The sequence below is a fragment of the Micromonospora nigra genome (genome assembly GCF_900091585.1).
In the GTDB taxonomy this organism is placed as follows: Bacteria; Actinomycetota; Actinomycetes; order Mycobacteriales; family Micromonosporaceae; genus Micromonospora; species Micromonospora nigra.
This window is the reverse complement of record NZ_FMHT01000003.1, coordinates 3,727,407-3,744,475: the sequence shown is the minus strand read 5'-3', so window position 1 is coordinate 3,744,475 and position 17,069 is coordinate 3,727,407. Positions and strand designations below refer to the sequence as shown.

14 protein-coding genes and 1 pseudogene are annotated in these 17,069 nt (G+C 69.4%); 6 read left to right on the top strand and 9 right to left on the bottom strand.

The features are described 5' to 3' along the window. The first annotated feature begins 359 nt into the window (after window positions 1–359). Together GA0070616_RS16140 and GA0070616_RS16135 are read left to right on the top strand one after the other, a co-directional pair. Window positions 360–746: a hypothetical protein gene (locus GA0070616_RS16140; RefSeq protein ID WP_091082809.1), complete on the top strand. Its 387-nt coding sequence runs from the start codon at window positions 360–362 to the stop codon at window positions 744–746. Between the two features lie 48 nt (window positions 747–794). Continuing rightward, a complete protein-coding gene (locus GA0070616_RS16135) occupies window positions 795–1,256 on the top strand; it encodes a hypothetical protein (RefSeq protein WP_091082800.1) in 462 nt (153 codons plus the stop codon). 198 nt (window positions 1,257–1,454) lie between these two features. On the opposite strand, the gene GA0070616_RS16130 is transcribed toward GA0070616_RS16135, so the two are convergent. From GA0070616_RS16130 to fxlM, 6 genes are all read right to left on the bottom strand, one after another. After that, the gene (locus GA0070616_RS16130) at window positions 1,455–1,634 is read right to left on the bottom strand and encodes a hypothetical protein (protein WP_245712798.1); all 180 of its coding nucleotides are present in this window, start codon (window positions 1,632–1,634) and stop codon (window positions 1,455–1,457) included. Beyond that, window positions 1,634–2,407, bottom strand: a complete 774-nt coding sequence (locus GA0070616_RS16125; protein ID WP_091082798.1) for a thiopeptide-type bacteriocin biosynthesis protein — start codon at window positions 2,405–2,407, stop codon at window positions 1,634–1,636. Before GA0070616_RS16125 ends, GA0070616_RS16130 begins: the two co-directional genes overlap by 1 nt. 13 nt (window positions 2,408–2,420) lie before the next feature. Then, the gene (locus GA0070616_RS16120) at window positions 2,421–3,491 is read right to left on the bottom strand and encodes a lanthionine synthetase C family protein (protein WP_091082795.1); all 1,071 of its coding nucleotides are present in this window, start codon (window positions 3,489–3,491) and stop codon (window positions 2,421–2,423) included. Next, the gene (locus GA0070616_RS16115) at window positions 3,488–6,235 is read right to left on the bottom strand and encodes a lantibiotic dehydratase (RefSeq protein ID WP_091082793.1); all 2,748 of its coding nucleotides are present in this window, start codon (window positions 6,233–6,235) and stop codon (window positions 3,488–3,490) included. Before GA0070616_RS16115 ends, GA0070616_RS16120 begins: the two co-directional genes overlap by 4 nt. A 69-nt stretch (window positions 6,236–6,304) precedes the next feature. Beyond that, on the bottom strand, window positions 6,305–6,460 hold the full coding sequence (locus GA0070616_RS16110) for an FxLD family lanthipeptide (RefSeq protein WP_091082791.1): 156 nt from the start codon (window positions 6,458–6,460) through the stop codon (window positions 6,305–6,307). A 12-nt stretch (window positions 6,461–6,472) separates the two neighbouring features. Further along, window positions 6,473–7,714, bottom strand: coding sequence for a methyltransferase, FxLD system (gene fxlM / locus GA0070616_RS16105; RefSeq protein ID WP_091082788.1), 1,242 nt, complete (start codon window positions 7,712–7,714; stop codon window positions 6,473–6,475). A 535-nt stretch (window positions 7,715–8,249) separates the two neighbouring features. Between fxlM and GA0070616_RS16100 the strand changes: the two genes are divergently transcribed. Next, the gene (locus tag GA0070616_RS16100; protein WP_091082786.1) at window positions 8,250–9,635 is read left to right on the top strand and encodes a helix-turn-helix domain-containing protein; all 1,386 of its coding nucleotides are present in this window, start codon (window positions 8,250–8,252) and stop codon (window positions 9,633–9,635) included. Here the strand turns inward: GA0070616_RS16100 and GA0070616_RS27660 are convergent. From GA0070616_RS27660 to GA0070616_RS16080, 3 genes and pseudogenes are all read right to left on the bottom strand, one after another. Continuing rightward, window positions 9,608–10,796 (bottom strand): annotated as a pseudogene (locus GA0070616_RS27660) (alpha/beta hydrolase family protein). The gene GA0070616_RS16100 and the pseudogene GA0070616_RS27660 overlap by 28 nt on opposite strands. A gap of 891 nt (window positions 10,797–11,687) precedes the next feature. Then, on the bottom strand, window positions 11,688–12,404 hold the full coding sequence (locus GA0070616_RS16085) for a creatininase family protein (protein WP_091082784.1): 717 nt from the start codon (window positions 12,402–12,404) through the stop codon (window positions 11,688–11,690). A 3-nt stretch (window positions 12,405–12,407) separates the two neighbouring features. Next, window positions 12,408–13,640 carry a helix-turn-helix domain-containing protein gene (locus GA0070616_RS16080; protein ID WP_091082782.1) on the bottom strand — a complete coding sequence of 411 codons (1,233 nt, stop codon included), beginning with the start codon at window positions 13,638–13,640 and terminating at the stop codon, window positions 12,408–12,410. Between the two features lie 279 nt (window positions 13,641–13,919). Between GA0070616_RS16080 and GA0070616_RS16075 the strand changes: the two genes are divergently transcribed. Genes GA0070616_RS16075 through GA0070616_RS16065 form a run of 3 tightly spaced genes read left to right on the top strand, consistent with a single transcriptional unit; the run spans window position 13,920 to window position 17,058 of the window. Further along, window positions 13,920–15,332 carry an APC family permease gene (locus GA0070616_RS16075; protein ID WP_091082780.1) on the top strand — a complete coding sequence of 471 codons (1,413 nt, stop codon included), beginning with the start codon at window positions 13,920–13,922 and terminating at the stop codon, window positions 15,330–15,332. Between the two features lie 5 nt (window positions 15,333–15,337). Continuing rightward, window positions 15,338–16,357, top strand: a complete 1,020-nt coding sequence (locus GA0070616_RS16070) for an acetamidase/formamidase family protein (RefSeq protein ID WP_091090920.1) — start codon at window positions 15,338–15,340, stop codon at window positions 16,355–16,357. Between the two features lie 11 nt (window positions 16,358–16,368). Further along, window positions 16,369–17,058, top strand: a complete 690-nt coding sequence (locus GA0070616_RS16065; RefSeq protein WP_091082778.1) for a GOLPH3/VPS74 family protein — start codon at window positions 16,369–16,371, stop codon at window positions 17,056–17,058. Window positions 17,059–17,069: the final 11 nt, after the last annotated feature.

Below are 17,069 nucleotides of genomic sequence, written 5' to 3'. Positions count from 1 at the left end.
CCCGGTTTGCGACCGGCGGTCGGCCGCGGTGACCCGCGTTGGCACCGGTTGACCCGGGTTGGCATCTGCTGGAGAGCACACACCGCGCACATCATGCAAGATCATGTTGTGCCGCCCGCTCCCTGGCACGGGAGCCGCCAGCCGGCAGAAACGGGGCTTGGCGGCAACCGTCCGCGGAGTTCGAGCGCTGGCTCAGGCACGAGGTCGGCGTGTGCCGGCGTTCGGCGGAGCGGTCGTGCCATCGCCCGGGATCTCCGGCTGGTCCTGGGCGCGGGTTGATGCTGACCTTTCCTCGCCGGTTGCCGGGCGGGCGGGGATCGGCGTGTTGGGGCGCTCGTTTCGCATGGGAAACTCGCGCCGTGAGCTCAGGTGTTCCCCGTACTGTCAAGGCAGTCGACACGTCGGAGTTGATCGGGCTCGACACCGAGGCGATCGAATGCGGACTGAACCGCAATCACGGGGCAGGATGGCTGGCGGAGTTCGCCGATCCAGCAGCGGTGCACTACCTGCGGCCGGTGCTGGTCCACCGGGCGGGGCACCGGCCCGAGTTCTCGCCACACTGGCGGTGCATGCTGTTGTTGACGGTGCAAGACGGCCAGCAGATCTTCTCCCTGCTGGATGTCCTGCCCGCCTCGTTCGAGGATCTACCCGAGACACTGGACGCGGCCACGAAGACCAAGATCGCCCACCGGCTGGAGCATGGGGACCTGTTGACGCAGGCGCAGTGGGCCGACCTCAACCCCTGATCCACGTACTGCTTGGCGGTGACGTACCGGCCAGCTGATACTCGACACGTGATCCATGCGGCAGCAGGCGCCCCGGAAGACGACGACGTCGAGTCCGTCGACCTCGACTGGGAGCGGGGCGGCAACCTCAACCACTGCCGGGAACCCGGGGATGTCGACGCGGCCTTCGACCGTGCAGAGGAACACGTCGGGGTCGCGCTGATCGCCCTGGTTTACAACCACCCCGACACGGACGCGGTCCTACCCAGGGTCGCCCGAGGGCTGCGCTCACCCAACCCGGAGACCCGCAGGCAGAGCCTGCTTGCCCTGATGCACACCGCCCGCCTCCACGGCCGAGTCGATGCCACCACCGTGGAACTGCTCCACGGCCTGCTCACCGACCGCACCCCCATCAGCGCCGGGAGCCCGTACGAGGTGCGCGGCACGGCAACCCAGACTGTCGGGGACCTCCAGGCCTTCCTTCCGCCCGAACAGTTACCCGACTGGGTAAACCACTTCAGCGACTACTGACGGTTGAAACACCCACAGCCGGCAGGAGGCAGCTGGTGTCCTCGTCGACAGCGCTGACCGTGTCCCGTCGGCCGACCAGGCGGGCGACCAGTTGGGGCGGTGATCTGCTGGTGCCAAATTCCGACGGGGTGGCCGGGCCGGATGTCGAGCGCCTACCCGTTGGTGATGTCCCGTTGTCTACGGCCGTGACGAGTTCGATCAGGCCGCCCGCGCGGCGCGGCGGGCGATGTCGTAGCTGCCGGGACCAACCGGGGAAAGGCCATCTCCGGCGTCGCCTCCCCCACGCAGGTCGCTCTGGGTCTTGATGTGCTGGATGTGGTCGCTGGTGTGCACGCGCAGGAGTCCGGCCGTGCTGGCACGCCGGGACTCGATGATCATCAGGTCCGTGAGGAGCCAGGCAGGCCGAAGATGGCGTGCTGGGCCGCTTGGGCGATGGTGGCCTGGGTGGTGGCGGGTAGGCCGAGCCTGTTCCAGTGGAAGATCACGTGCAGTGCGATCACTGCCCGGATGCCACGGGTGAGGGTGCCCGTTTTTCGTTGGCGGTGTAGGGCTGCGCCGGCGTTCTCGAATGCGGTGTGCCAGGCGCCGCTGGTGTGAGGCACGCCGAGCAGCAGGCTCCGAACGTCTCCGGTGAACCGCTCCCACGTGCGGGCATCGGTTGGGGGTGCCTGGTTGAGGTGTGCTGCGCGGTGCTCGGCGACTTGTGCCCATACGTCGCCTTGTTCGTTGAGGTCCAGTACTGCTGCGCGCATCAGCGCAGTGCACAAGATCAGGGAGTTTTCGCGCCGGGTGGTGGGGTGCTGGTAGAGGTAGGTGAGGAGGTGGCGGCTGTCGTGGTGGAACAGCGAGTGCGCGGTGGTCATGGCGTCGTGGCCGCCGAACGCGTGGGTTTCGGGTTCGTAGATGTCGCCGGTCCAGGTGACTCCTTCGGTGAGTAGCCGGCGGGCCTGGTCTCCGCTGTCTGGGCTGTTGGTGGGTAGGTAGCGGATGCGCCAGGCGCCTTTGCGGATGAACCACCAAGAGGTGATCAGGCCGGCGTTCTCGGCGGCGGGAAGCACTCGGCTGAGGTGGCCGAGTGCCTGTTGCTCGCGCTCCCAGGCGGTCTGGCCGGGGTAGGTGATGTTGACCTGGTGCCAGGGGGTGTGGTCCACAGTGACTCTTTCGTCAGGTGAGGAGGAGACAGGCATCCCAGGCGGTGGTGGCGGTGGTGACGAGGTCGGCTCCTGCCTTCCCGTCGAGGAGTCCGTCGGCCTCGTTGGTGGTGGGGGTGGCCTGCCGGTGGAGATCGTTGACGAGATCGAGGGGTATGGGGGTGAGGGCATCGGCAGCGATGCGGCGGGCGGTGGCCAGCAGTCCGGCCGTGCCGTGACACAGGCCTCGGTCGGTGAGCCGCCGAGTCTGTTCGGGGTCGGTGACGCAGGTGGTGAATGCGGTCTCGGCGAGGTGCTGACGGGTGGTGTCGCGCAGGGCTTGTGCGGCGAGTTGCTGGGCGCGGGCGATGCCGGGGGTGCCGTAGCACCAGGACGGCCGGAGCGGGGTTTGTTGGGCCGGTGTTGCGCAATGTAGGTCGGTGAGGGTGATGGTTTGCGGCCACCAGATCGTGCCGTCGGTGTGCTGCTGCCAGGTGTCCAGCCATCGGCTGATGCGGGTGATCGCTGTGGTGTGTCCGGCGACGGTGATGCCATCGCGGAGGGTGAGGGCGAGCAGTGCCAGTGGGCCGGTGACGCCGTGGGCCATGCCGAAATTCGCGTGACCGCCGGGGGGCGGTGGCTGGCGGCGTTCGGGCCCGTTCCAGCACCACCAGCCGGGTAGTTCGCCCCGTGGTTCGGTGAGCCGGACGAGGTATTCCAGGACCTGGCGGAGCAGGTCGTGATCGCCGAGCCGGCGTAGGACGACGCCAAGCCCGGTCAGTCCGCAGATGAGGTCGTACTCGGCGTAATGCGGCTGCTGGTGTCGGTCGATGCGGCGGTGGGCGGCGTCGAGCCCTCGGCGGGTGACCGTGGCGGTGCCGTCGGCGGTGGCCGCTCGTGCCTGGGCGAGCCCCGGGTGGTCGGTGGTGGCGAGGACGAAGGCGAGCGCGGGGGCACCGTAGAAGAGGCTGGCCCCCTCGGCGATGCTCACGCCACCGGCGGTGGCCTGGCGCAGTGCCTCGTACGCTGCGGGCCGGTTGCCGGTTTCCAAGTGCAGCAGGGCGATGCCCGCCGCGCCGTCGGCGAGGGACTGCCCTGCGGTCACTGCTTACGCCCGGCGAGGATGGTGCGGGCGACGGCTCTGGCCAGCCGCAGGCAGTGCCGTTCGGAGGCGGGGTCGACGCCGATCATGCGGGCGTGGTGCAGGTGCAGCAGGTCACCCAGCACCTCGTCAGGATCGAGTCCGTCAACGACGACCAACGACCGGTAAGCGGCCAGCGCTGCCGCGAGTCGCTCGTCATGCACCGGGCGCCGGGCATGTTCGAGCTGAGTGGGGTCGAGGCGGGGCCCGGACCGGTGGGGGACGTGAGTGGCGAGCCAGCGCGGTCCGTCGCCGGTGAAGCCTTCGGCGATGGCGATCATCCCGGCGGCGGTGGCGGCTTGTCGGTCTCCGGTGAGCCGGTGCAGGGCGGCACGTGAGTCGGCGGCGAACACCCGTTCGGCGGCGGCGAGGGTCGCTGCGGCACCGTGGCGGGTCTCGGGGCGGTAGGGGTGCAGGCTGTAGTCGTGTAGGAGGGTGTCATCGTGCAGGTGCTGCACCCAGCCGGCGAGATGACGGGCGGTGTCGGCGAACCCTTCGGTGTCCGGAAGCGGGATGCGTAGCCGCAGGTGCGGCTCGGGGTGGGGATACCGCAGGAACCACCAGCCGGCTGGGAGGTGGCCGGCGGGGCACCCGGCGAGCTCGGCCAGGATGTCGTCGCACCGACCGTGCAGGTGTGCCTCCAGCCACCCTGACTGCCCAGGCCAGTGCTGAACAGGGGTGACGGTCCGGGCGGTTCGGGCTGGTGGGGCGGCCGGCGCGGGTTGGGTGAGGGTGAGCAGGAGTTCGGCGGGGCGGTCGTCGATCCAGCCCGCTGGCCCTGGAGCCTCGGTGACCACGGTGCGGGGATGCCGGTCGAGGTGGTCGCGTAGGACCGCCAGGTGGGCGTGGTCGTCCAGGTCAAGGCGTAGCCGTATGTCGTCGTCGCCGACCAGGACCTCCTGCGGGATGTGCCGCTGGTGGCGGTGTCGCTGCCAGGCGTCACGCCACTGCGGCCATGTGGTGCCCGGAGCGGGAAGGGCAGCGTGGTCGATGATCCAGCGGGCGGGGTGCACGATGGTGCGTCCGCGCCGTAGGCGGGGTAGGAACGGCAGGCCGCTGGCATGTCCCCAGTCGAACCGGCTGCACGGTGCCGTCCACGCGGTCCAGATCTCGGCCAGGAACCGCATCAGCGGCTGCTGCAGCGTGGGCAGCAGCACGCTGTTGAACAGCAGCGGTTCGACGGGCTGACCGGTGGCCGCCGATACCAGCCACAACCGGCGTCCGTCGCCGGTCACCGCCAGATCCTCGATCGTGTACGGCGGTGCCGGGTGGAAGTCGCCGAGAGGAAGGACGGGCAGCAGTTCGGGCGTCCGGGCTACTGCGGTGAGGCGGGCGTCCAGTGGGGGTCCGGACAGCTGCACCGTGGCCGCGCCGGGCAGGGCGGTCGGCAGATGCCGGTAGACCTGTTGGAATCCGGCGAGTTCGGCGGGGGTGAGCAGGTGCAGAAACCGGGCTGCGGCGACCCCGGCGTGGCGGGACCCGCTGAGTACCGTCAGGGTGAACGCGCCGCGGTCCAGATCATGGAGGGTGTCGGCGGCGAGGGTGAACCGAAGTTCGGTGTGCGGGATCGGCGGCCGGTCGTCATTCCCGCGCAGCCGGTCGATCAGCGCGTCGTCGAGCACCACCTCGGCGCAGCCGTCGAGTGCGGCCTGCTGCGCGAGCTGTCCGAGCAGCCGGTCGCGGGCGGTGAACAGCGCGGGGGCGCGGCGAGCGGATCCCCGGTAGCCGGCCGGGAACCCCAGCACGTTCAGCACCTCACGGATGGGAACAGCCGCTCCTGGACCCCACCGCTCGATGAACGCGTTGTGGTACTCGGCCCATCCGGGCGTGGGGAGTGGCGCGACCGCCAGGAGCGTGGACGCGGCCCGCTCCGCCTCGTGCAGCACCGGTGGGGGCAGGGTCACCGCGATGTCGGCGCGTAGATCGACGGCGATCCGGCTACCCGGCTCCGGGATGGCGTAATGGCGGGTGACGTGAGCGGCTGGGTCGGTGGCGGTCATGGGTGGGCGTAGTGCCGACAGCAGCACCCCGGTGTGGACCAGTTCGGCCAGCAGACGCTCGGCGTCGGCGATGCTGGCGGGTCCGGCGACCGTCGCAGCGAGGTCGGCGAACCTGACCGGGGACCGCGCCCCCTGGATCGCCGCCCGGATCGGGACGGTCAGGCGGATCTCGACGTCCCACCGCCGATCGTCGCTGGCATGGGCACAGGGCAGAACCCACCTGTCGCCGCGCCGGTATCCCAACGAGTTCGTCACCACCGCGACGTTGCGCAGGGTGGCCAGGTCCTGTTCGGCCCGCGCGGTGTGCTCGGCGATGAACTGGCCGTCGGGGCGGGAGACCGCGTGATGTGCCTCGCCCAGGCGGACCGCCGCGCGAGCGCCGAACTGGACCGGGGCCACGCCGGCGAACGTGCCGAACGGGGTCGCACGGGTGGTCCAGCGCAGCAGGTACCGGACCGTTGACTGCACCAGGCGGCGCAGTCGCTGCGGAGGCACCGGCTCCCCGCCCAGCGTGCGTTGGATCTGATCGGCCAGCTGCGGCGCCGCGCCGGTGACGGCTGCCGCGAACCCGGGCAGCGTCCACGTCGTGTCCAGCCACTCGCGCCACTGATCCGGATGACCACCGGCGATGTCGGGCCAGGGAGACAGAACGAGGCACTTGGGGTAGGCGGCGATTCTGATCAGCGCCGCACCAGCTGCGGGAACCATGAGGCACCACCGAATCGACGGGCCCGGCGCGCTCGACGCCGGGCCCGATCGGGAGAGGAACGGAAGGGGTCAGTTGCCGCCGTCGCACTTCGTGGTGCAGGCGTTGGAGCCGGTGTTGCCGGAGCCGCACCCGTCGTCGGTGGCGGTGGCGTAGCCGCCCGCGCTCGGACCGGCGTCGACCAGGCTGACGTCCAGGGCAAACTCCGAGGCCTCGGTTTCGTTCACGTACGTTCCCTTCTATGCGGGGGTGAAGGTGAGGACGAAGCGGCTGTGCCGCTTGTCCAGCACCGTCCCGGCCGGCAGGTCGCCGTCGGGAGTACCAGCGGGCAGAACGTGCAGCACCGGCGAAGGGCTGCCCGCATACAGCCACGCGCGCATCTGTCCGACCATCCGACCCGCCGCCGCCGCGGCGCCGGGCCCATGAGCACAGGCACTCAGGTCGAACATGTCGTCGTCGTTCCAGCGCAGCGTCGAGCGGTAGCAGAACGCGCCGTCATCGAGGGCGGCCGGTGTGCCGAAGCGCCACGCCGGGGCGACGACGCCCGCATCGACGGCCTCCTGCTGAGCCGTGAGAACAACGAACCGCTGCCCCGCATCAGTGATGCGGGTCGCCAGCCACAGGTCGAGATCAGCCAGGACGGTACGAGGGGGAAGGCTCACCCCGGCCCATGCCCGAGCGGGTGCCTGCGCCAACAGCTCACCGACGGCGTGGCGGTTGACCTGCTGGTCCTCGTCCAGCCGCAGGTGGACCCCGTCAGCGATGTCGACGTACCGCACCTCGTGCGCCCCGGCGCCCTGCATCGACACGAACCCGCACAACCGCTGGCTGTGGCTGACCAGCCGGTCGCCGGTCCGGCGCATCGCCCACGAGCGGGTCATCCCGAACGTCCGTAGCGGCACGACAAGCGTTCCGTTCTCGGCGAGCTGCGCGGTCCAGGCCGGGGAAATGTCCCACGCGCCGACCGTGACGATGATCAAGTCGTATGAACGGCCCGGGTTGACCGGTTGCTCGGCGTCCGCGCACACCACGACCACGTCGTCGTAACCCGCCGCGATGAGGCAGGCGGTGGCCCGGTCGGTCACCTCACGGTCGATGTCCACGGTCGTGACCGAGCCCGACGGGCCGACCAACTCGCGCAGCAGAGCGGCGTTGTACCCGCCGGAACCGATCTCCAGGACATGCCGGCCGGCCAACCCGCCGTCGACAGCGTCGGCGGCCTGACCGAGCATCTCCGCGATGAGCCACGGCGCCGACACCGAACTGACCGCCTCGTCGCCGATCCGCTTGGTCACCACGGCCTGGTCGGCCCGGTACGCCTCCGCCAGCGCGGCATCCGGAGTGAACAGATGGCGTGGCACGGACCGTAGCGCCGCCTCCACCTCGGACCGCATGACCAGCCCTTTCTCCGTGTGATCAGCGACGAGCTGATCGACCATCGCGGCGTGGAGGTCCTCGCCGCTCGCCGTGTCGACACTCATTCGGGTGCTCTCCCTCTCCATCAGGGCCTCCCGATCGGGTGGCCCGCCGTACCGCTCTTCTTCGGGCCCAACAGAGCGTCAAGCCGCTGGACTCGCCAAGTCACACGGGTATCTCAAGTCGATGTGCTGCCGGTCGAAGGTCGCGTCCTACTGGCGCTCATGGGCGCCCGGGTAAGCGCCCAGATGCCCATGGGCATGATCGTTCGTGCGGCAGGAAGGCCGGGGCAGCCGCAGTACCAAGATCACGGCGCGGAACGGACTCCTGCTGCACTGCAGCCTCCCGTGCTAAGTCGGTGGCGGATCTGACGAGCAGCCAACGGCACGTCTCCACACTCGCCCGTCGAGCCGGTGGAGTGAATGCCGAGCATGCGGACGAAGCGGTTGTCCGCATCTGCGCCACCGGATGGGCGTCTCCCGCACCTACGCATCTCGGTGTTCGTGGTTGCGCCGCGCTAAACACCGAGTGACCCTATGTGCGCGACAGTCACGCTGATCATCGCCATAGTGGTGCGAACAGTCACGAGGAGGCGGTGCTATGGGCCAGACCCCGCGGATGCTCCAGCCGTCCCTGTCCGAGCGCCACTTCTTCGGAGCCGAGCTGCGTCGGCTACGGGAACGGGCCAACCTCTCCCAGGCGCGACTCGGCGCGATGATCCGCTTCAGCGCCGACCTGGTGCGTCGGATCGAGACAGCGGACCGTTTCCCATCCCGGGAATTCGTCGAGGCCTGCGACAGGGCGTTGAAGGCCGGAGGGGCCTTGACCCGCCTGCTGCCTCTTCTCGAGGAAAGCCGCAACAGCGAGAACAAGCGGGCAACTCCCCCGAGCGGCTCTGGCAACGCAGACCCCCTGCTGCCCACCCAACTGGAGGAGAAGCCCGGGGTGGCGGGCATGGTCGTCCGTGTTCCCTTCCAGCCCGGCGTTCTCGACCGCGCCGCCCTCGACTGGCTGAACGCTGCGGCGGGACCCCGGCCGCCCGTGGCCGGACGACCCGGCTCACCCGACCAGGTCGACGAAGAGGATCTTCATGCGGCGGAGACCGCACTGGCGATGTTCCGGCAGTTGGACCACACCCACGGCGCCGGACGAGTCCACGCGCAGGTGCAGCGGTACGTCGAAGGCGAACTGAACCGGCTGTTGGCGAACACTCCCACCTCCGAGACTGTCGGCCGCCACCTCTACGCACTGGCGGCGGGATTCTTCGAGCTCTGCGGGTACCAGGCGGTCGACACCGGCGCCCATGGCCTCGCCCAGCGCCGCTACCTTCGCGCCCTACGTCTGACAGAGGCCGCCGACGACCGCCTGTACGGCAGCTACCTGCTCGCCGTGAACATCGGCCACCTCGCACTGCACTGCGGCCACCCCGACCCGGCACGCAGGATGGCGCTGACGGCGGTGAGAGGAAGCGAGACCCAGGCGACGCCCGCCGTGGCAGCCGCGCTACATGCGGTGGTGGCGCGCACGCACGCCCGCCTTGGACGCGAAGAAGACTGCCTGACCCACCTCGACATCGCGGAAAGGCAACTGGCCCGTGCCAAGCCCGAGGACGAGCCGGCGTGGATCGGGTACTTCGACGCGGCGTACCTCGCCGACGAGATCGCCCACTGCTTCCACGACCTGGGCCGACCGCAGCACACCCAACGGCACCTGGGCGACGCCCTCACCGCCCTGAGCCCCACCCACGTCCGGCGACTCGCCATCGACACCGCGCTCCTGGCCTCGTCGCTGGCCGCCGCCGGCCGCATCGACGAAGCCTGCGCCACCGCACGCGAGGCCGTCGACCACGCCGCACGAACCACCTCACACCGCTGCCTGCAGCGCATCGTCGAGGTACAGGCCGACCTCGAGCCCTACCGATGCGAGCCGGAGGTCCGCGAGTTCGGCGAGTACGTGCGTCACCGACTACCGCTGGCGGCCGTGTAGCCCCCGTTAGTCGTTGGCGGCATCCGCCATCACGGAGCGGTAGTGAGCCAGCTCCGCCTCCAGCGCCGCGCCCGCTCGACGGGACGACGCCACGTAGTGGCCGACATCAGCAAGAAGCAGCACCTCGGGCGCCATACCGAGAGACGTCAACTCGTCGGCGAGTTCGCGGACATCCTCGACCACGGCCACCTCGTCGGCGGTGCCGTGAATGAGCAGCACCGGCCGTTGGACAGCGGCGGCACGGACCCGGCCGGCACCACCTCGCAGCCGCTTCGCGTGCGCCCGCTGGAACCGGGGCACCGTCTGCGCCCACCGGTCAGGATCCACGATCGCCGACACGGCGGTGGCAGCGGCGAACGGGCCGTCCTGGGCCACCGCGTGCAACGCGGTGTAGCCACCGGCGCTGGCACCACGGATGAACACCTGCCCCGGCACCGCCCGCCCCGCCGACAGCAGGTGAACCGCCACCGCCGCGCAGTCATCGACGTCGTCCAGACCCCACCGGCCGTACAACGACTCCCGGAACACCCGGCCGTACCCGGTGCTACCCAGGTAGTCGACATCAACGACGGCGAACCCGCGGCTGGTGAAGAACTGCGCCTGCCAGTCCAGGCGCAGCAGGCAGGAGGCGGTAGGCCCGGGATGGGCCCGCACGATCACCGGCGCCTGCCAGTCCGCCGCCGCGCCCGTCGGCGGATACACCAGGGCAAGCACCTCCCGACCACTGGCCATCCGAACGCGCAGCTCCGTCGGCGTCGACACTCGCGCCCCGTCGAGTCCGGCATGCTCCGACCTGGCAAGCACCTCCACCTGGGGGTCAGCGTCAGCCAGGTCCACGATCGCGACCTGCGGGGCTACGGTCGGCGACGATCCGATCAACGCCACCGTCGTCCCTCGAACGGCCAGGTACGGCTTGATCGACGTGTACGGCAGGTCGACCGGGCGGATAATGCCGTCGGCCTCGATGACGACAAGGCGGTGTCGCGGCCCCTCCTGCACCGCCACGACGACCCGACCGTCGTCGAGGAAGCCATACGACGCGTAACCCAACTCCCACGGCTCCGCAGCACACTCACCCGCGATCGGCGCCACCGCCTCCACCCGGTGGCCGTCCCACCGGTAGGGGTTCCACCAACCACTGCGGTCCGACACGAAGTACAACGCCCCGTCGGGCCCCCACCGCGGCTCCACCGCAGACTCCTCCGGACCGCCGGCCAGTCTCACTGCACCGCCGACCTGACCACGCGACGAGTAGAACGCCACCCACAACTCACACGCGTCCCACGGCATGGCGCGCTCACTCCACGCAGTCCAGGCCAACCAACCCGGACCCGGCCGAGGCGCACCGAGAAACCCCAGGGACGAGACGAGAGTCCGCACCTTCGGAGCAGCGGTGAGCGACACCGCGACGAGTTCGTCACCCTGCCCCGACTCCCGCACAGCCAGCAACTCGCCGTCGCCGACCGTCAGGTCACCGAAGCATCCAGGGACGATCAATTCGACTTGATCGTCGCGACGACGGCTCCGGTAGAGGCCATCCCCGCCGACGCACCACAACGTCCCCTCGGCGACAGCGAACGACCCGCCCCCGTACGCGTGAACGCCGCTGGCGACATCGAAGCCCACCGGACTGACATCACGCTTGCCCTCGCCCGGCCGCCAACGTGTCACCGTCGTACCCCCGCCAGCGTCGGGGCGAGTCTCCAGCCAAAACAGGCCGTCATCGCCGGTACGCAGCTGGTCATAGCTCACCGAGGCGCGGACGGCGTCGTCCACTGACACTTCAGCGATCCTGTCGCCCAGCCTCACGGGTCCTCCTCGAACAACTTCCACGCGGGCCGGACGACGGCGGGCTCGTCAACCGCTCGCCGGGACACCGGCGCGGCCACCGACAGGGCGCGGTCTTCCGGGCCGGCGTGAGCGCCTAGACGTGGCCGACTCTACGTCCGAGCACCTTGTCCAGCCCTCGGATCACCTTGCAAACTTCCCGCCCGATCGCTCCCCGGAGCAATGTCGATGCGGACAGCAGCTGTCGTCCAGCATCATTCCTGATCATGCCTTGGGTCCCGGCAGAAGGCCGTAATGGTCGGCGAAAGAGCGGACAAGGTCTTCGAGTACGGCTTTGCCCTTGGCCGCGGTGGCGTGGGACGGCAGACCAATGATGCCGCTGGTGGTGTAGCCACTCATGCCCCGCGTTAAGAGGTGACGTCGATCGTCCGCTAGGTGGTCGGCATGCTCGAAGCCATCACGCACAACTTCGGGCGCAACGTGCAGAAGCAGCGAAACCTCGAGCTCACCAGCGTGCATGTCCTGGTGGGCTGTGCTGTGCAGGCCGGCGGCAACTCGAGCGTCGTCCCAGTCGGCCCGAGCGGGAAACAGAGTCATCGCCGGTCCGGCGACGTTGGCTTCCTGAACGACGTTGGCAAGCGCGTAGTTCCCACCGTGTCCGTTGATCACAGCGAGCCGATCGATGCCCGAATCACGCAGGGAGTCAGCGATGTCAACGACGACGGCGGCGAGAGTTGTGGCTCTTACGCTGACCGTTCCACGCCACGCCGAGTGCTCGTGGGAGCATGAGATCGTCACAGGCGGCAGCAGAAATAGGCCGTAGCGCTCGGCGACTGCCTTCGCGATCGCGCACGCCACGATCGTATCCGTTACCAGCGGCAGGTGGGCACCGTGCTGTTCGAAACTCCCGACCGGGAGGACCGCGACGGACGCCGCTCGCTCGGACTCGTCGGTACTCGTCGCCGTGGTGATCAGATCCACGGGCTAATGGTTGCACGCTTCGAGAGTCGCCTGCCGATAGGCGAGCACAAAGGCCGCCGCCTCCGGAACGGCTGTCTGCTGGCGAAGGGCCACCACCGTCGGGTTCAACCAGCGCAGAGCCCGCGCGGAGGAGGTACCAGTGGCCAAGGCCAAGGCGTTGGCGGCCTCGGTCGCCGCGCGCTCGACGTCGCCACTGTTGACGTAGGCGGTGGACAGGGCCGATCGCCAAAGGGCCTCGTCGACGCGCCACTGATCTGGCCAATGGCGCAGGAGTTGCTCGTAGAGATCGGCTGCAGCCGCCGGTTGGCCGAGGAGCAGACGGCATTGCGCTTCGTGGGCAGCCACGTACACCGGATCGCAATGGACGCCAACATCGATCGGCAGTTCCGAGCCCCAGTCGGCGCTGCCGGCGCCCCTGTGCGCCTTGTCGATGCTGGCTGCACAGGCGTACTGGTCACCTCCCATCGCGTAGGCCTGAGCTTGCCGGATCAGCAGTAGAGCGCGGATACGGCCGGGTAACCGAACCTCCTCCAGCGCCCGCTGCGCCAAGGCGATGGCATTACGCGGATCGAAGCGCTCGAGGGCGCGTTGGCTCTGCCTCATCAGGACGTAGCTTGTCAACGCTGGCGCCTTAGCTTCGACGGCGTGCTGCTGGGCGCGTCGCAACCAGGCGTCAGCCTCGGTGCCATCGCTCTGCTCGTCGATCCAGCTGAGGAACTCCGCCCACAGCGCCTGCGCGATTAGTACGTCCCGGCGGTCGGCTAAGCGCCTTCGCCGCCCGATGGCGGCTGCGGCGCTGATCTGTGCATGGGCGGTAGACGCCATCCCGGCGTAACCGATGCGGTTTCCGGCAGTGGCCAGACCGACGAGCTGCTCGTGCCATGAGCGGAGCAGGTCGGGCTCGTCGGGATGATCGATGCAGGCCTGAAGCTGGCCCTCCGCACCGTCGACCAAGCGGTAGCCGACGCTGGCGAGCTGACGCTCACTCTGAAGGCCCGGCAGAAGGCCGACCAGCTCACCACCCGCTTCCAGCGCGCTCTCACAAGACTCGATGAAGCGGGCAGACGGCCAACGTTCGGCCTTCTCAACCTTGCCGACGAGGTCACCGCTGACGTGCACCAGCCTGCCTAGAGCACGCTGGGACAGCCCTCGGCACTCGCGCCACCGCCGAAGCGCGGCACCGAATCCGTGCAGCGCCGAACGATGCGGGGTCAGCTGCCGTGGAGTTTGCGCCACCGGTACTCCTGGGTGTCGTCTGCCCTCGCTGCCTCATCTGGACAGGTCTGACCGTACGTGGTCGAACGCTACGCGGACAGTTGCATGCGGACAATACCGTATGTCCGCATCGGCACTATCGACTGATCTGGCCGGACGCGTAATTCTCACTGCTGAGACACCCGTCCGCATGCCGGGCGAAATCATTACCGACGGTTCGTGCCGACGAGCAGTTGCCTCGCTGACGAATCGGCTGCGAAATCGTGAGAGTGGCCAGGACTGAAATACTTGAGGAGTCTAATGAGTCTCCAAAATGACCTCTCCCGATATGGGTATCGGCAGGAGTTGAGCCGCCATCTGCGATTCCGGGACCTGTTGTCCTATGGGTTGGTGTACATGGTGCCGATCGCGCCGATGGCGATTTTCGGCAGTGTGTACGCCGGCTCCGGTGGCATGGTGGCCCTGGCCTACGCGGTCGGTGTGGTGGCGCTGGTGTTCACGGCGTTCTCCTACGCGCAGATGGTCAAGGCGTTCCCGATATCGGGCAGCGTCTACAACTACGCCGGCCGGGGCATCAGCGCGCCGGTCGGTTTCCTGGCCGGCTGGGTGATCCTGCTCGACTACGTCCTCGTGCCGGGTCTGCTGTACCTGGTGGCGTCGATGGCGATGCACGCCACCGTGCCCGCGGTGCCGGTCTGGTTGTGGCTGCTCGGGTTCGTCGCGGTCAACACGGTCGTCAACTCGGTCGGCATCCGGATGACCGCGATGGTGACCCGGGTGATGCTCGTCGGCGAGTTGATCGTCCTGGCGGTCTTCCTCGCTGTCGCCGGCTGGGCTCTCGCCTCGGGCAGGGGCCGGTTCGGTTGGGACGCCTTCTACAACTCCGACACGTTCACCTGGTCCCTCGTGGCCGGGGCGGTGTCGATCGCGGTGCTGTCCTTCCTCGGCTTCGACGGCATCTCCATGCTGGCCGAGGAGACCAAGGGCGGCTCCCGCCAGATCGGCCGCGCCATGGCCGCCGTCCTCGTCCTGGCCGGGGTGCTGTTCATCGCCCAGACCTGGCTGGCCGCGATGCTCGTCCCCGAGCCGGCCTCACTGCTCAGTGACGGAGATCCGAACGGCACCGCCTTCTACGGCGCGGCCGCAGCGGCCGGCGGAGGTTGGCTGGCGACGTTGTGCGCGGTGGCGACGGCGATCGCGTGGGGGTTGCCGAACTCGATGGTGGCGCAGGTGGCCACGTCGCGCCTGTTGTACGCAATGGCCCGGGACAGGCAGCTGCCTGCCTTCTTGGCGAAGGTTTCGGTGCGCCGCAGCGTGCCGATCAACGCGACCCTGCTCACCGGCGCCGTCTCCCTCGCACTCGGCTTGTACATGTCGGTGCGCGCCGACGGGATCACCCTGTTGTCGTCGCTGATCAACTTCGGGGCGATGGTGGCGTTCCTGGTGCTGCACGTGTCTGTGGTCGTGCACTACCTGCTGCGGCGCGGTAGCCGAAATTGGTGGGCCCATTTGGTGATGCCGGCGGCCGGGTTCGTGATCCTCGCCTACGTCGTGGTGAACGCGGACATCGCCGCGCAGCGGCTGGGACTGGCGTGGCTGGCCCTCGGGGTGGTGGTCCTTGCCGGCCTGTACGCCACCGGCCGGCGGCCGGTGCTGTCGGGCATGACCGCCGCCGAGGGGTCGACGTCCCGCCTCACGATGGAAAGGGTGTGAACCGCATGACCACACACGAGGCGGACAGGATCAGGTACCGGCCGGCGCGGGACGAGCTGGCTTACACCTTCGGCGGGCGGATGCCGGTGGTCCACGTGCGGTCGGGGGACGTGCTGGAGGTGTTCACCGAGGACTGCTTCGGTGGGCGGGTGCGCGGTCCGGCGGATCTGCCATCGCAGGTGTGCCAGATGCCCTATCTGAACCCGGTGTCGGGGCCGTTCTTCGTCGAGGACGCCGAGCCCGGCGACACCCTCGCCGTGCACATCATGTCGATCGAGCCGGCCCGGGAGTGGGGGGTGTCGGCGACGTTCCCGCACTTCGGGGCGCTGACGTCGACCTCCCACACGGCCACCTTGCAGCCGGCTCTGCAGGAGCGGGTGTGGATGTACGGCATCGATCGGAAGGCCGGCACGGTGAGGTTCCAGGCCACCGAAACCGACCACAGTGTGGACCTGCCGCTGGCGCCGATGATCGGCACGATCGGCGTCGCCCCCGCAGCGTTCGAGGCCCGCGCGACGATCGTGCCGGACATCCACGGCGGCAACCTCGACACCCCACTCATGCAGGCCGGCACCACCGTGTACCTGGGGGTGAACGTGCACGGGGCGCTGCTCGCCCTCGGCGACGGCCACGCCCGCCAAGGCGACGGTGAGGCGTGTGGTGTCGGCGTCGAGATCGCCACCGTCACCACCCTGGCCGTCGAGGTGGTCAAGGGCGTGTCGACGGGGTGGCCACGGTTGGAGACCGACACCGCGATCGCGTCGGTCGGATGCGCCCGGCCCCTTGAAGACGCCTACCGGGTCGCCCACACGGATCTCGTCGGCTGGGCCAGCGAACACACCGGCATGGACACCCTGGACACCTACCAGCTGGTCTCCCAGGCCGGGCGGGCACCCGTCGGGAACGTGTGCGACCCCAACTACACCGTCCTGGCCTCGGTCGACACGGCTGCACTGCCGGGCTGGTCGCCCGCCTACGGCGGCGTCCACGCCCGGCTACGCCAACACGCGACCAGGTCGCGGTAGGGGATCGATCCGTGACCGCCCTGACCAGGCCGCTGCCGCTGCGGGACGAGGTGTTCCTGCTCGGCCACGACGGCGACACCGGCCACACCCACATCCATCGGCAAGCCCTCGCCCTCGGCCTGGCCGGCGCGGTCCTGATCGACCTGTTCCTGGCCGGGCGGGTCGCGTTGGGCCCGAACGACCCGGCCCGCCCGGCCGGCGACCCGCACCTGTACCTGCACCCGCGCCCCAAGCGGCCCGTCGGCGACCTGATCGCCGACACCGCGATCGCCTCGATCCGCCATGCGGTCACCCCGCCGCCGCTACGTGGCTGGCTGCGGGGGTTCAGCATCGACCTCTACGACCGCACCCGCGCCGCCCTGGTCACCGTCGGCATCCTGCACCACCAGCAACGGCGTCGCCTGGCCGGACTCGTCCGCACCGACATTTACCTGCCCAGCCACACCCGTTGGCAGATCATCCCCCGGGCCCGACTGTGCGCCCTCGCTCAGGGCCGGGAACCGCCCGACAACCACACTGCCGCCCTCGCCGGCCTCGTCGCCGTGCTTGGCCTGTCGGACCACCTTTACCTCGACGACGACACCGCCACCCTCCCCGCCCGGCTGCGAAATGTCGCTGACCAGCACTACCAACCCGTGCGGGCCATCCTTGCCGCCGTGGACGCCAGCGTCGGTGACGTCGCCACCGCCGCCTACCGATAGCCGTCCACCAC